Below are 14,899 nucleotides of genomic sequence, written 5' to 3' on the forward strand. Positions count from 1 at the left end.
ATCCCATGAGAACCTTCGTATATCGTCTTTGTATTGCGTTGAGTTTGATCACAGGCTCATACGCCTACCCACAAGCAGTAGGAATTGGAAGTGAAAAATTCACTCCCCACCCTTCTGCTGTCCTGGAGTTAAGAACTAATGCCAAAGGTTTGTTAATTCCCAGACTGACAGAAGTAGAAAAGCAAGGGATCAGTTCTCCTGCTGAAGGCCTGTTGATTTATCAAACTGATAATGAAAAGGGCTTTTACCTCTACACTGATAGTCAATGGACCCAGGTTTTAACTCAGTTAACATTGCCTGAAGATGACAATCAGCAATTGTCGTTTGATATGGTTAACTATACCCTAACACTCGAGAATGGAGGAGTAGTGGATTTGTCCATACTCCGAAATGGCAGAAGTCTCACAGAAACCATTGATAACGGTGACGGCACATTTACCTTCAAATACAATGATGGTACATCATTTACCACCCGTAACCTTCAAGGTCCAAGGGGAAATAAGGGAGAAAAAGGAATTGACGGAGCAGATGGCAGAACAATACTCAATGGCAATAGCAATCCAAACAATGGCCAGGGAAAGAATGGCGACCTTTTTATCAATACTAACTCAAATACTCTTTTTGGGCCAAAGACTTCAGGAAACTGGGGTTCAGGAATACCCTTAGTAGGTCCTGCAGGTAAAGATGGCATTGATGGCACGAACGGAACTGATGGAATTGATGGCAAAACCATTCTCAGTGGCAATACTGACCCAAACAATGCCTTAGGAAATGATGGCGATATCTATATCAATACTGCTTCCAACACATTCTTTGGGCCTAAAGCGGCTGGTGCATGGGGTGCAGGTACTTCTCTTGTAGGACCAGCTGGTGCGGATGGAACTGACGGGGTTGATGGGGCTGACGGAGCCGATGGAGCCGATGGAATTGATGGCAAAACCATCCTCAGTGGTAATGCAGACCCAAACAATGCCTTAGGAAATGACGGAGACATCTATATCAATATTGCTTCTAATTCCTTCTTTGGGCCAAAAACCGCAGGCGCATGGGGTGCAGGTACTTCTCTTGTAGGACCAGCCGGTGCGAACGGAACTGATGGAGTTGACGGGGTCGATGGGGCTGACGGAGCCGATGGAATTGATGGCAAAACCATCCTCAGTGGCAATACTGACCCAAACAATGCTTTAGGAAATGACGGAGACATCTATATCAACACTGCTTCTAATACATTCTTTGGGCCGAAAACCGCAGGTGCATGGGGAGCGAGCACTTCTCTAGTTGGACCGGCCGGTGCGGATGGAACTGACGGAGTTGACGGGGTCGATGGGGCTGACGGAGCCGATGGAATTGACGGCAAAACCATCCTCAGTGGCAATACAGACCCAAACAATACTTTAGGAAATGACGGGGACATCTATATCAACACTGCTTCTAATACATTCTTTGGGCCAAAAACCGCAGGTGCATGGGGTGCAGGTACTTCTCTTGTAGGACCGGCCGGTGCGAATGGAACTGATGGAGTTGACGGGGTCGATGGGGCTGACGGAGCCGATGGAATTGACGGCAAAACCATCCTCAGTGGTAATACAGACCCAAACAATGCTTTAGGAAATGATGGGGACATCTATATCAACACTGCTTCTAATACATTCTTTGGGCCAAAAACAACAGGTGCATGGGGTGCTGGCACTTCTCTCGTTGGACCGGCCGGTGCGGATGGAAATGACGGAGTTGATGGGGCTGACGGAGCCGATGGAGCGGATGGAATTGATGGCAAAACCATCCTCAGTGGTAATACTGATCCAAACAATACTTTAGGAAATGACGGGGACATCTATATCAACACTGCTTCTAATGCATTCTTTGGGCCAAAAACAGCAGGCGCATGGGGTGCAGGTACTTCTCTTGTAGGACCAGCCGGTGCGGACGGAGTTGACGGGGTCGATGGGGCTGACGGAGCCGATGGCAAGACCGTGCTTAATGGCAGCGCTAACCCTACAAACGCTATCGGTACCGAAGGTGACTTCTACTACAACTACAACACTTTCACTTTCTTCGGCCCTAAAACGGCTATTGGATGGCCATCAGGAGTAGTTTTGAAGGGAACTGGCATTCTCTCAACTTCAGACAATCCTGACGGATCGCTCACCTTTAATTTCACAGATGGCACCAGCTTTACCTCTCAACCCGATGGTGATTTCAGTGATGCCAATGAATTGATTACTTCCTTAAGCCTGATCGGTAGTAGTTTGCAAATAACAGAAGGAGGATCTAACAAGTCAGTTGACCTATCTTCCATAAGCACCTCCTCCTCTATTGTTGATCCCGATAACAATACATCAATTACCGTCAATGAGGGAAATGCCAATGATGATATCATAAGATTTAAGGTTCAGGGTAATGAAGTCTTGCGGCTCAACAACCGAACGCTTGAGTTTTTATCTAACAATGGTTCTGTCTTTATCGGTGAAGGAACCGGACTTAGCAGCACAGGTGCCGGTAATCTGGCTTTGGGCAGTGAAGCTATGAAAAACAATACCTCAGGTAGATTCAATGTAGCAATCGGTTACAGAGCACTTCGCCAGAATACAACAGGTCAAGGAAATGTGGCCATAGGCTATAATGCAGGCTTTAATGAAACGGGAAACAACAAACTCTACATTGACAATTCCAACACCAACTCCCCTCTTGTTTGGGGTGACTTTAGTTCAGACCTCGTTAATATCAATGGTAAACTGGGCGTAGGTATTGCTAATCCTGCCACCATTACCGATGAGTTTGAAGTGAATGGAAATGCCACAGTGATTAGCCTGACAGAAACATCAGACAGGCGATTCAAGAAAAACATCAACCAACTTGAAAGCAGTCTCGATAAGCTATTATCTCTGAGAGGGGTTAGTTATGAATGGAGAATAGATGAGTTTCCGGACAGACGTTTTAATCCGGGCAATAACCTTGGCTTAATTGCTCAGGAGGTTCAGGCCATATTTCCAGAACTCGTATCGACCAACAGAGAAGGTTTCTTAAGCGTCTCCTACTCAGGTTTTGCCCCGGTCTTAATAGAAGCCATTAAGGAACAGCAACAACAAATTTCGGATCTGGAGCAAGCTTTGGAAAAAGCCAATAACAATTATGAAGACCTTCTAAAAAGGGTATTAGAACTTGAAAAGAACAGTAAAAAGCAATAGCCAATCATGTGTCTTAGATTACTATATGGACTACTTTTTAGTCTGCCTGTATCACTGGCGGCACAGGGCAATTTACTGATTACTGAAAACACCCATTTCAGTACTTCGGCCAATACGGCCATACACATTATTGACACTGAATTATCTACTGAGGGCAATCTCAACGGAAAAGACGCTGAGTTTAACCTCACTTCCAGTCAATTACAAACTACTCTGGGAGGAACAGGCACCACTCAATTAGGAAAACTATACCTGAGTGCGCCAAATGGAGAATTTCTCCTGGAAAGCTCTATGCAAATCAATTCACTTATTGCTTTAAATGAAGGTAATCTCAACCTACAAGGAAATAACCTGATTCTTACCTCTACCGAAAGCACCATAGAAGGTGAATCAAATAACCAATACATTTACAGTCTATCCGGGGGACGTATTATAAAAACCCTCACATTAAATCAGGCGAATAAAGTTAATCCAGGTAATCTGGGTATTAGCATAACCAGCAATGACAACCTTGGACTGACTGAAATTCACAGAATCCATGAGTCATCAGCCCTGCCCACAGGAACCAGCATTCGAAAATCCTTCGAAATATTCAGTGAAAACCAGCCCATTAGCCCTCTTGATATAGGCATCTCCTATTTTGACATTGATGTCATAGCTGAGTCAGAAGAACCTGAAATATGGAAACTCACAGCAGACGGAGACTGGAAAAACATCAGAACTTCTCTCAACTACAATAATACAGACCGAGTTAATACCGCATGGGGTACAGATAAAAACCCAAGCCTTGTCTATACAGTGGGGCCTGAAAAAATCTACCCTGTTGATATCTCTTCAATCCCAACTGCATTCACGCCTAATGACGATGGAATTAACGATACTTTCATTATTCCTTTTATCGATGAAGACTTTATTGGCAAGGTAACTATCATAAGTCGATGGGGAGATATACTCTACTCAACCGATAACTACTATGCTGCCCCATGGGGCGGAAAATATAAGGGAAAAGCCATGCCTGTGGCTACTTACTATTATGTGTTGACTTTCAGCAATGATCAACACAAGGAAATCAAGGGTAACATTTCAATTGTCAGATAATGAAGAAGTTAGCCCTATTAATTACTTTCCTTCTATCAGCCCTACCAGGTTATGGACAGCAGTTATCACAGTTCAGCCAGTATCTGGATAACCAGTACCTGATCAATCCCGCAGCCACCGATATACAGAACAGCGTGAAAATCGGACTTGGCTACAGACAACAATGGGGAGATGTCCCCGGTAACCCTAAGACATTGTATCTCACTGCCTATGCACCACTTTCCAAGCCCAGTGAATCACAATACATGAGGGCTTCCATGCGATTGAATGGACGTGTTCGAAGCTCAGATTTCAACACCAATACCAAACCCGGAATCAGTCATATAGTGGGCACTATCATTACCAATGATGACTTCGGACTCTTCAATAAAACCACTGTTCATTTCAGCTATGGAATTCACTTACCATTAGCCAGCAATTTGAGCATTTCTGCTGCTCCCAAGATAGGACTCGTCAACCTGAACCTCAATAATGGGCTCTGGGTGCTGGAAGATGAAGACACTCCTTTTCAGAGCTTTTTAGGCTCATACAGTTCAGAAACCATGTTTGATATTGGCTTTGGCATTTGGCTGTATTCCGATCGGTTCTTCCTTGGCTATTCACTTGAACAACTATCCAGCAATAATCTGGAACAGTTGGATCAGGTATCCGGATATGAGTTCATACCTCATCACTTCTTCTCCTTAGGCTATGCCTTTCAGATTAACCCATATTTCAGACTGGTACCAGGAGCCATGGTTCGATACCTCTCTACGAGCCCATTGAACATAGACTACAGCATAAGACTAGAGTATAAGAACCGGGTTTGGCTGGGTATGTCTCTAAGAAAAGAAAACGCGCTGGTCGGAATGCTCGGCCTGTATGTTAATTCAAATATCAAGTTCAACTACACTTACGACCATGGTATGGCATCGGGAGGTAGAGATGGACTTAACGCACACGAAATCTCGTTGAAAATCAGTGCTTTCCAAAACCTCTATAAAAAATGAAAAGTCTAATTACACAACTCTTAACTATTAGTCTGTTCATGTATACTTCAATATGCTTTGGACAGAAATTCGATCAGTTCAGCTTTGATCCGCCTATGCATGTTGATGCGGTAAACACTGAACAAGAGGAAGAAGCCGCTCCACTTATTACTCCTGAGAAAGACAGAATGTATTTCACCAGAACTACGACTACCGTACAGTTCGATAAAACCGTGGAAATTCATGAAATCTGGTTTTCAGATTATCTGGAAGGTGGATGGGCTAAAGCCGTAAAGGCCTTTCACCCCTTAAATGATGATCAAAACACGGCAGTTATTGGTTTCAAAAAGGATGGGCTCTATTTGTTCGGTATTTACAATAAGATACTGGGTAACAAGAATGGAGCTTCGGAAAGTCATATTGAGAATGGTGCGTGGACTAACCCTGCTTCTCTATCCATTCCCGACCTCAAAATCAAAAGTGGCTTTTATGGATTGAGTATGCACCAGTCTGAGAATATACTCCTGATTTCGAAAGGAGAAGAGGGGAATGAAGACTTATTTGTTACGCTTAAAAACAATAAAGGAGAATGGTCTGAATTGATCAATCTGGGATCGACAATCAACAGCGCTGGTTATGAAATTGCCCCTTTCCTATCGGATGACTCTCAATACTTGTTCTTTAGTCGTGGCACTTTAACCAAAGATGCAGACATCTACATATCTCAGAGATTAGACAACACATGGAAAAACTGGAGTGAGCCTGAAAGGCTTCCTGAACCCATCAATTCAGATATGTTCGATGCCTATTTTTCAATCAACAGTGACAGCACCGTTCTGTTTTCCAGCGATAGAATGGGCTCAAACGACATCTATCAATCGAAAATGAGAATCAAGCCCATCCTCCCTCAGGAAGTAGCTTTGAACGATTTTGAAACTATAGCCATGGTTAGAACCGAAGAAATTGCTGAACCTGTAATTGAAATTAAAAAACCAGAGCAGAAAAGAATCAGTGACCCGGCTGATGGCTATATCTTTTTTGATTTTAACCGTGCCAATCTCAGTAATACATCAAAGAAAAAACTGGACGAAATCATTATCCAACTCAAGAATGATCCTACCCTTAAAGTAGAAATCAGTGGTCATGCCGATTATATTGATACAGAGGATTTTAATCAGGCTCTTTCGGAAAAAAGAGCATTAAATGCTGCCGAATACTTAATCAGCCAGGGAATATCTGCTGATAGGATTCGGACCTTTGGCTACGGTGAATTGCTACCTATCTCAAACAACGATTCTGAGATAGGAAGAAGACTTAACAGAAGAGTAGAAATATCTATACGATCTGAAGCCCAGTAGTGGGCTTAAAGCTCATTTCAGATTATTTAAAACTTCTCTTCGGATAAAAAAAGAGGCCCTTCCGACCGGGCCTCAAGGCCCAAACTGCCCGACCCGACACAATGCTACTTTATTAATAATTGAAAGTAGAAAAGTTCTACTTCTGAAAATACGCAAATCACCTAAATCTGATTTGAGTGTTTACCGAAGGACCTTCTCTTTCAACCCTATGTACTTTGTTTAACGCAGAAAGATTTAGACGACTCATGAGACTCAAGAGAAATGAAGGTGGTATTGACAGAAAGGTTATCTGTGGCCTTACAACAGCTAGCATAATAATCGCCAATGCAAAAGTAGGTTTTGAGTGGAATAAACTCCTCATTGACAATGAATCGACCGGTAATTCGGTGGTATCCGAACATGCAAACACGAGATACACTGCTGAATTAAAATATCAGGCTTTTATAATACCTATAAAGTCAGGGTACAGCAACCTTCTCCTGTCAAATAGACGGGCTGCCAAGGCTGCCTACACCTATTTAAATTTATTTCAACAAGCCTTTTAACCCGCAGATGATGAGACTCAATAGACTTCTTATTGTTTTTTGTCTGATCTGCGTGTCAGGATTTCTTTCGTTCGGACAATCTGTTGGCATAGGCAAAAACGACTTCGTCCCAGATAGTGCAGCCATACTTGAACTCAAGTCAGATACCCAGGGCTTTCTCGTTCCCAGGTTAACTCATGATCAAAAACTGGCTATAGCATCTCCACCACTTGGATTGCTAATTTTCCAGATAGACGAGGAAATAGGTTTTCATTATTATGGCACTCATGGGTGGATGCTGCTTGGACAAGACGGTCAGTCTGGACCAACGTATCAACAGCTTCGCTTCGACCCGGCTTCAGGTTTGCTCTCTTTAGACAATGGCGGCCAGGTAAATCTGAGCCAATATTTAGGAAAAGCAGGCCTTTTGACAGATAACAAAGCTCCTTCCCCCACAGATGGGCAAAATGGAGATTTGTTTCTTGACCTTTCCAACTATCGACTTTATGGTCCTAAAACTGCCGGTGCATGGGGAAATGGAACCTCACTCATCGGGCCGCAAGGTATTCAGGGTGTGGCCGGTGCCGATGGTGTGGATGGAGCTGATGGAATTAATGGGACAGACGGAGCCGATGGTGCTGATGGTATCGATGGTCTAGATGGTAAAACCATTCTCAACGGTTCGACTGATCCAACTGCTTCTGATGGCGTAGATGGAGACTTCTTCCTCAACACCTCCTCTTACCAACTCTTCGGTCCTAAAACTGCAGGAGCATGGGGAAGTGGAACTTCACTGATTGGGCCACAAGGTATTCAGGGAGTGGCCGGTGCAGATGGAGCAGACGGAATTAACGGGACAAATGGAGTCGATGGCATTGATGGTAAAACTATCCTCAATGGAACTACTGACCCTACTGCCTCTGATGGTGTAGATGGAGATTTCTTCCTTAACACTGCCTCTTACCAGCTCTTCGGACCTAAAACTGCCGGTGCATGGGGAAGTGGAACTTCACTGGTTGGACCGCAAGGGATTCAGGGGGTGGCCGGAGCCGATGGTGCAGATGGAGTAGACGGCATTAACGGAACAGATGGAGCCGATGGTGCTGACGGTATCGATGGAATCGATGGTAAAACCATCCTCAATGGAACTGCTGATCCAACCGCCTCTGATGGTGTAGATGGAGATTTCTTCCTTAACACTGCCTCCTACCAGCTCTTCGGTCCTAAAACTGCCGGTGCATGGGGAAGCGGAACCTCACTGATTGGACCGCAAGGAATTCAGGGTGTGGCCGGTGCTGATGGAGTAGACGGAACTGACGGTGCCGATGGTCTTGACGGGATCGATGGTAAAACTATCCTCAACGGAACTGCTGATCCAACCGCCTCTGATGGTGTAGATGGAGACTTCTTCCTCAACACTGCCTCCCACCAACTCTTCGGACCTAAAACTGCCGGTGCCTGGGGAAGTGGAACTTCACTGGTTGGACCGCAAGGGATTCAGGGGGTGGCCGGAGCCGATGGTGCAGATGGAGTAGACGGAATTAACGGAACAGATGGAGCCGATGGTACTGACGGTATCGATGGAATCGATGGTAAAACTATCCTCAACGGAACTGCTGATCCAACAGCTTCTGATGGTGTAGATGGAGACTTCTTCCTCAACACTGCCTCCTACCAGCTCTTCGGTCCTAAAACTGCCGGTGCATGGGGAAGTGGAACTTCACTGGTTGGACCGCAAGGGATTCAGGGAGTGGCCGGAGCAGATGGTGCGGATGGAGTAGACGGCATTAACGGGACAGACGGAGCCGATGGTACTGACGGTATCGATGGAATTGATGGTAAAACCATTCTCAATGGAACTACTGATCCAACCGCCTCTGATGGTGTAGATGGAGACTTCTTCCTCAACACTACCTCTTATCAGCTCTTCGGACCTAAAACTGCAGGAGCCTGGGGGAGCGGTACTTCTCTGGTTGGACCGCAAGGAATTCAGGGAGTGACCGGTGCGGATGGTGCGGATGGAATTAACGGTGCAGATGGAGCCGATGGTGCTAACGGTATCGATGGAATTGATGGTAAAACCATTCTCAACGGTTCGACTGATCCAACAGCTTCTGATGGTGTAGACGGAGATTTCTTCCTCAACACTGCCTCCTATCAACTCTTCGGTCCTAAAACTGCCGGAGCCTGGGGAAGTGGGACTTCATTGGTTGGACCCCAAGGGATTCAGGGAGTAGCTGGTGCAGATGGTTCGGATGGAGCTGATGGAATTAACGGAACAGATGGAGCCGATGGTATCGATGGAATTGATGGTAAAACCATCCTCAACGGAACTGCTGACCCTACTGCTTCCGATGGTGTAGATGGAGATTTCTTCCTCAACACCTCCTCTTACCAGCTCTTCGGCCCTAAAACTGCCGGTGCCTGGGGAAGTGGGACTTCATTGGTTGGACCCCAAGGGATTCAGGGAGTAGCTGGTGCAGATGGTGCAGATGGTGCGGATGGAGCTGATGGAATTAACGGAACAGACGGAGCCGATGGCACTGATGGAATTGATGGTAAAACCATTCTCAATGGAACTACTGACCCTACTTCTTCTGATGGTGTAGACGGAGACTTCTTCCTTAACACTGCCTCCTACCAGCTCTTCGGTCCTAAAACTGCCGGTGCCTGGGGAAGTGGAACTTCACTAGTTGGACCGCAAGGAATTCAGGGTGTGGCCGGTACCGATGGTGCTGATGGTCTTGACGGGATCGATGGTAAAACCATCCTCAACGGAACTGTTGATCCAACCGCCTCTGATGGTGTAGATGGAGACTTCTTCCTCAACACTTCTTCTTACCAGCTCTTCGGACCTAAAACTGCCGGTGCATGGGGAAGCAGTACTTCTCTGGTTGGGCCCCAAGGGATTCAGGGAGTGGCCGGTACGGACGGAGTTGATGGAATTAACGGAACAGACGGAGCCGATGGTGCTGATGGTATCGATGGAATCGATGGTAAAACCATCCTCAATGGAACTGCTGATCCAACCGCCTCTGATGGTGTAGATGGAGATTTCTTCCTTAACACTGCCTCCTACCAGCTCTTCGGTCCTAAGACTGCAGGAGCCTGGGGGAGCGGTACTTCTCTGGTTGGGCCACAAGGGATTCAGGGTATGGCTGGTGCAGATGGTGCGGACGGAGCTGATGGAATTAACGGAACAGATGGAGCCGATGGTGCTGACGGTATCGATGGAATCGATGGTAAAACCATCCTCAATGGAACTACTGACCCTACTGCCTCTGATGGTGTAGATGGAGACTTCTTCCTCAACACTGCCTCTTATCAGCTCTTCGGTCCTAAAACTGCCGGTGCATGGGGAAGTGGGACCTCACTGATTGGACCACAAGGTATTCAGGGAGTGGCCGGTGCCGATGGTGCGGACGGAGCTGATGGTACTGACGGTATCGATGGAATCGATGGTAAAACTATCCTCAACGGAACTGCTGATCCAACCGCCTCTGATGGTGTAGATGGAGATTTCTTCCTCAACACTGCCTCCTACCAACTCTTCGGACCTAAGACTGCCGGTGCATGGGGAAGTGGAACTTCACTGGTTGGACCGCAAGGAATTCAGGGTGTGGCTGGTGCAGATGGTGCGGACGGAGCTGATGGAATTAACGGAACAGACGGAGCCGATGGTGCTGACGGTATCGATGGAATTGATGGAATTGATGGTAAAACCATTCTCAATGGAACTACTGATCCAACTGCCTCTGATGGTGTAAATGGAGATTTCTTCCTCAACACCTCCTCTTACCAATTCTTCGGTCCTAAAACGGCAGGTGCATGGGGAGGCGGTACTTCTCTGGTTGGGCCACAAGGAATTCAGGGTGTGGATGGTGCGGATGGTGCGGACGGTATCGATGGAATTGATGGTAAAACCATTCTCAATGGAACTACTGATCCAACTGCCTCTGATGGTGTAAATGGAGATTTCTTCCTCAACACCTCCTCCTACCAACTCTTCGGACCTAAGACTGCAGGAGCCTGGGGGAGCGGTACTTCTCTGGTTGGGCCACAAGGGATTCAAGGAGTGGCTGGTGCAGATGGTGCGGACGGAGCTGATGGAATTAACGGAACAGATGGAGCCGATGGTGCTGACGGTATCGATGGAATCGATGGTAAAACCATCCTCAATGGAACTACCGACCCTACTGCTTCTGATGGTGTAGACGGAGACTTCTTCCTCAACACTGCCTCTTACCAGCTCTTCGGACCTAAGACTGCCGGTGCCTGGGGAAGTGGAACCTCATTGATTGGGCCACAAGGTATTCAGGGTGTGGCCGGTGCAGATGGTGTGGATGGAGTAGACGGCATTAACGGAACAGATGGCGCTGATGGTGCTGACGGCATTGATGGTAAAACAATTCTCAACGGTTCGGCTGATCCAACTGCTTCTGATGGTGTAGACGGAGACTTCTTCCTCAACACTGCCTCCTACCAACTCTTCGGTCCTAAAACTGCCGGTGCCTGGGGAAGTGGAACCTCATTGATTGGGCCACAAGGTATTCAGGGTGTGGCCGGTGCAGATGGTGTGGATGGAGTAGACGGCATTAACGGAACAGATGGCGCTGATGGTGCTGACGGCATTGATGGTAAAACAATTCTCAACGGTTCGGCTGATCCAACTGCTTCTGATGGTGTAGATGGAGACTTCTTCCTCAACACCTCCTCTTACCAGCTCTTCGGACCTAAAACTGCCGGTGCATGGGGAAGCGGCACTTCGCTTATTGTGGAGAACATACAAATCATTGATGCCGATAATGATACCCGGGTTACAACTGATCTAAGTGGAACAGACGATGATATCATTAGATTTCAGACCGCGGGAACTGAAGTCATGAGAATTAAGGATGAAACACTTGAATTCACCAACCTCACTAACTCAGTTCTTATCGGTGAAGATGCCGGACTAAATAATACAGGCAACAACAATGTGGGTATTGGAGAATCGGCCTTATCCAGCATTACCACTGGATCGAACAATTTAGCTTTGGGATACCAGGCCTTGAGCAGCAACTTAACAGGTTCTGGCAATGTAATGCTTGGCTACCAGGCAGGATCTACCTACACCGGTAGTAATAAACTTTACATCGAAAATTCATCTTCATCTTCACCCCTCATTTATGGTGATTTTAGTAACAACATTGTCAATTTCAATGGCAAAGTAAGTATAGGTTTAGCCAACCCCTCTTCGCTCTCTTATGAGCTTTATGTAAATGGTAATGTTATCGCTAACTGGTACAGCTTTATTTCAGATGCCAGGTTCAAAGAATCAGTTGAACCGATCAACAATGCCCTCACTGATATTCTCAAACTCAACGGCAAGACCTATTATTGGAAAACCGAACAATTTCCTGACAGAAAGTTTGATGAGGAACGTCAGATAGGATTCCTGGCACAGGAAGTCAGGAAAATCTTCCCTGAACTCGTCAAAGAAGATGCTGATGGTTACTTAAGCCTCAATTACAGTCAGCTAACGCCAGTCCTGGTTGAAGCACTTAAAGAACAACAAACTCAAATAGATCAACTGAATAAGGAGTTAAGCGAAATCAAAAAACAACTCAACTCAATTCTTGAGGCTATAAAAGAGGGAGGTAAAAATGAATAAACTATTACCTGTTCTTTTCACATACTTCCTCATTAATAGTCTGACAGTTCATGCACAGGTATTCATTTCCGGTGAAAAGTCACTTATCACTTCAGCCGGAGAGGCCAAAATATCATTGAATAATATTCACCTGGTTAACAATGGCCAAATGAACCTGAAAAGTAGTCAAATCAAGGTTCGATCTACACAAGGTGATATCTATCTGGAAGGCACACAAACCCCGGAGGTTTTTCATTTTGAGCTAGATACCGATGCAGAACTGGTACTCAAGTCGGATTTGATTGTCCACGGCAACTTCTCTTTGACCAATGGCTCAGTGGATTTAACTAATCACTTTCTGACCCTCCTCAACAATGAGAGTAGTCTCATCGGGGAGAACGCTGAAAAACGGATATTAAGCTCAGGAGATGGAGAAATCATCAAATATTACACCTCCGAAATTAGTCCAAATCAGAATATCGGGAATCTTGGTTTGCTGTTTTCCAGCTTTGAATATCGGGACACCCTAACCATCAGAAGAGGCCACACTACCCTACCGATTCCCTTTGGAGAAAGCATAACCCGCTACTACAAAGTGAGAACCCGGAAGAACCCGGAAGACAAAGTAGACCTGGGGCTCACTTATTTTGAAGATGAAGTGGTAGTAAAAGATCCGGGCCTGGAAGAGTCAATCTGGGTGCTTAACGATGGAGAATGGAGTTCAATCAAACCCACAAGACCGGGCTACAACAAAGGCAATGAATTTCTGATTGAAGCTGAGGTCAAAATTTATGAATCGATCATTACGGTTGGCTTGTACAGAAGGCTTGTAGATCAGGATATTATCCCGACTGCATTTACGCCAAACAATGATGGCTTCAACGATAAATTCATCATTCCCGGAATTGAAAAATTACCGAATGCGGAAGTCAGTATATATGACAAATTTGGTCGACAGGTCTACAGCACCAAAGACTATGGACTCAACCCATGGGATGGAGTCTTCAATGGCAAAACCCTGCCCTATGATACTTATCAATATCAGATTGTAGATCCAAAAAATCCATTGGAATTTCTCGAAGGCTTAATCTCCATCATCAAATGAGAAAGGTCTTTACATATATGGCCCTAGGTATTTTGAGCATTCTCTTTTCAAAAGAATTGAAATCGCAACAAATCACACTTTTTAGCCAATACCTTAACAATCAATACCTGATTAATCCTGCTGCTACCAATATCAGTAATCAACTGGAAGCTGATCTAAGTATCAGAACACAAAAGTCTCAGACCATTCGAAATATTAACTCTTATTATTTCTCTGTCTATGGAGCTTTAGGGTTTGTCAATCCAAGGCAAAAAACCTCCAATGGATTCAGGGAAAGGGAGCGAGTAGATTTTAGTACCGTCAAATATTACAACCCCAAACCCATCCCGGTCATTGGGATATCGACAGCCAAAGACAATTTCGACCTTGTTCAAAGAAATACTTTTCATCTGACTACCGGTCTTCACCTGCCCTTGAATGCACAATACACTATTAGTGCTGCTGCCAGTATGGGAAGAGTCCAGTTAAATGTCAGCGACAATTACTTTGTATTGGAAGATAGTGACGTTCCCTTTCATCAATTCATCAATGCCTTTTCAAGAAGAAATTTTCTGGACCTTGGAATGGGACTCTACCTCTACTCAGATAAAGTTCAGTTAGGTATTGGGATGGTCAGAGTCTTTGCCGGCAATTCGACTGATGTCAACCATGAAGAATCATTCAGGATTAAAAACCAATTCAACTTGTCACTCGGGTATAAGCTTCAATTAAATAAAGACTGGTCGTTAACTCCACAAGTATTGATCAGTCAAAATGGTATTTACGGCTCCCGAACTGACTATTCCATACGCATTAATTATCGCGAAAGTCTATGGTCAACCATCTCGATGAGAAACAAAACGATTCTGGTATTCAATTTAGGTGTAAAAGTCACGCCTCAACTGACTATTATCTACGCCTATGATCATGGTGCTTTCAACGAGGGAATGCAAAGTCTGTCGGCTAACGAGCTAGCATTGAAAATAAGTCTAACTAATTAAGGGATTTTCTGCGCTTATCAATAAGTAATACGCTTAGAAAAAGGTT

8 protein-coding genes are annotated in these 14,899 nt (G+C 45.3%); all 8 read left to right on the plus strand.

Annotation, left to right across the window (positions count from 1 at the left end; all coding sequences use genetic code 11):
- The first annotated feature begins 5 nt into the window (after window positions 1-5).
- The 8 genes from ACOOEY_RS03265 to ACOOEY_RS03300 all read left to right on the plus strand — a co-directional run bounded on the left by ACOOEY_RS03265 (window position 6) and on the right by ACOOEY_RS03300 (window position 14,853).
- Window positions 6-3,188 (plus strand): tail fiber domain-containing protein, encoded by a 3,183-nt coding sequence (locus ACOOEY_RS03265; RefSeq protein WP_420387243.1) that lies wholly within the window; start codon window positions 6-8, stop codon window positions 3,186-3,188.
- 6 nt (window positions 3,189-3,194) lie between these two features.
- Window positions 3,195-4,286, plus strand: coding sequence for a gliding motility-associated C-terminal domain-containing protein (locus ACOOEY_RS03270; RefSeq protein ID WP_420387244.1), 1,092 nt, complete (start codon window positions 3,195-3,197; stop codon window positions 4,284-4,286).
- Window positions 4,286-5,275: a type IX secretion system membrane protein PorP/SprF gene (locus ACOOEY_RS03275; RefSeq protein WP_420387245.1), complete on the plus strand. Its 990-nt coding sequence runs from the start codon at window positions 4,286-4,288 to the stop codon at window positions 5,273-5,275. The genes ACOOEY_RS03270 and ACOOEY_RS03275 overlap by 1 nt, the downstream gene beginning before the upstream one ends.
- The gene (locus ACOOEY_RS03280) at window positions 5,272-6,612 is read left to right on the plus strand and encodes an OmpA family protein (RefSeq protein ID WP_420387246.1); all 1,341 of its coding nucleotides are present in this window, start codon (window positions 5,272-5,274) and stop codon (window positions 6,610-6,612) included. The genes ACOOEY_RS03275 and ACOOEY_RS03280 overlap by 4 nt, the downstream gene beginning before the upstream one ends.
- Before the next feature lie 245 nt (window positions 6,613-6,857).
- The gene (locus ACOOEY_RS03285; protein WP_420387247.1) at window positions 6,858-7,157 is read left to right on the plus strand and encodes a hypothetical protein; all 300 of its coding nucleotides are present in this window, start codon (window positions 6,858-6,860) and stop codon (window positions 7,155-7,157) included.
- 7 nt (window positions 7,158-7,164) lie between these two features.
- Window positions 7,165-12,789, plus strand: coding sequence for a tail fiber domain-containing protein (locus tag ACOOEY_RS03290; RefSeq protein WP_420387248.1), 5,625 nt, complete (start codon window positions 7,165-7,167; stop codon window positions 12,787-12,789).
- Window positions 12,782-13,873 (plus strand): gliding motility-associated C-terminal domain-containing protein, encoded by a 1,092-nt coding sequence (locus tag ACOOEY_RS03295; RefSeq protein ID WP_420387249.1) that lies wholly within the window; start codon window positions 12,782-12,784, stop codon window positions 13,871-13,873. The genes ACOOEY_RS03290 and ACOOEY_RS03295 overlap by 8 nt, the downstream gene beginning before the upstream one ends.
- Window positions 13,870-14,853 carry a PorP/SprF family type IX secretion system membrane protein gene (locus tag ACOOEY_RS03300; protein ID WP_420387250.1) on the plus strand — a complete coding sequence of 328 codons (984 nt, stop codon included), beginning with the start codon at window positions 13,870-13,872 and terminating at the stop codon, window positions 14,851-14,853. Before ACOOEY_RS03295 ends, ACOOEY_RS03300 begins: the two co-directional genes overlap by 4 nt.
- Window positions 14,854-14,899 lie beyond the last annotated feature (46 nt).

It is taken from the genome of Roseivirga sp. (assembly GCF_965216855.1).
Classification (GTDB): Bacteria; Bacteroidota; Bacteroidia; order Cytophagales; family Cyclobacteriaceae; genus Roseivirga.

Coding starts and splice junctions, on each gene's coding strand:
- ACOOEY_RS03295 (WP_420387249.1), top strand. CDS start 12,782: ATGAATAAACTATTACCTGTTCTTTTCACATACTTCCTCATTAATAGT.
- ACOOEY_RS03265 (WP_420387243.1), top strand. CDS start 6: ATGAGAACCTTCGTATATCGTCTTTGTATTGCGTTGAGTTTGATCACA.
- ACOOEY_RS03275 (WP_420387245.1), top strand. CDS start 4,286: ATGAAGAAGTTAGCCCTATTAATTACTTTCCTTCTATCAGCCCTACCA.
- ACOOEY_RS03290 (WP_420387248.1), top strand. CDS start 7,165: ATGATGAGACTCAATAGACTTCTTATTGTTTTTTGTCTGATCTGCGTG.
- ACOOEY_RS03300 (WP_420387250.1), top strand. CDS start 13,870: ATGAGAAAGGTCTTTACATATATGGCCCTAGGTATTTTGAGCATTCTC.
- ACOOEY_RS03280 (WP_420387246.1), top strand. CDS start 5,272: ATGAAAAGTCTAATTACACAACTCTTAACTATTAGTCTGTTCATGTAT.
- ACOOEY_RS03285 (WP_420387247.1), top strand. CDS start 6,858: ATGAGACTCAAGAGAAATGAAGGTGGTATTGACAGAAAGGTTATCTGT.
- ACOOEY_RS03270 (WP_420387244.1), top strand. CDS start 3,195: ATGTGTCTTAGATTACTATATGGACTACTTTTTAGTCTGCCTGTATCA.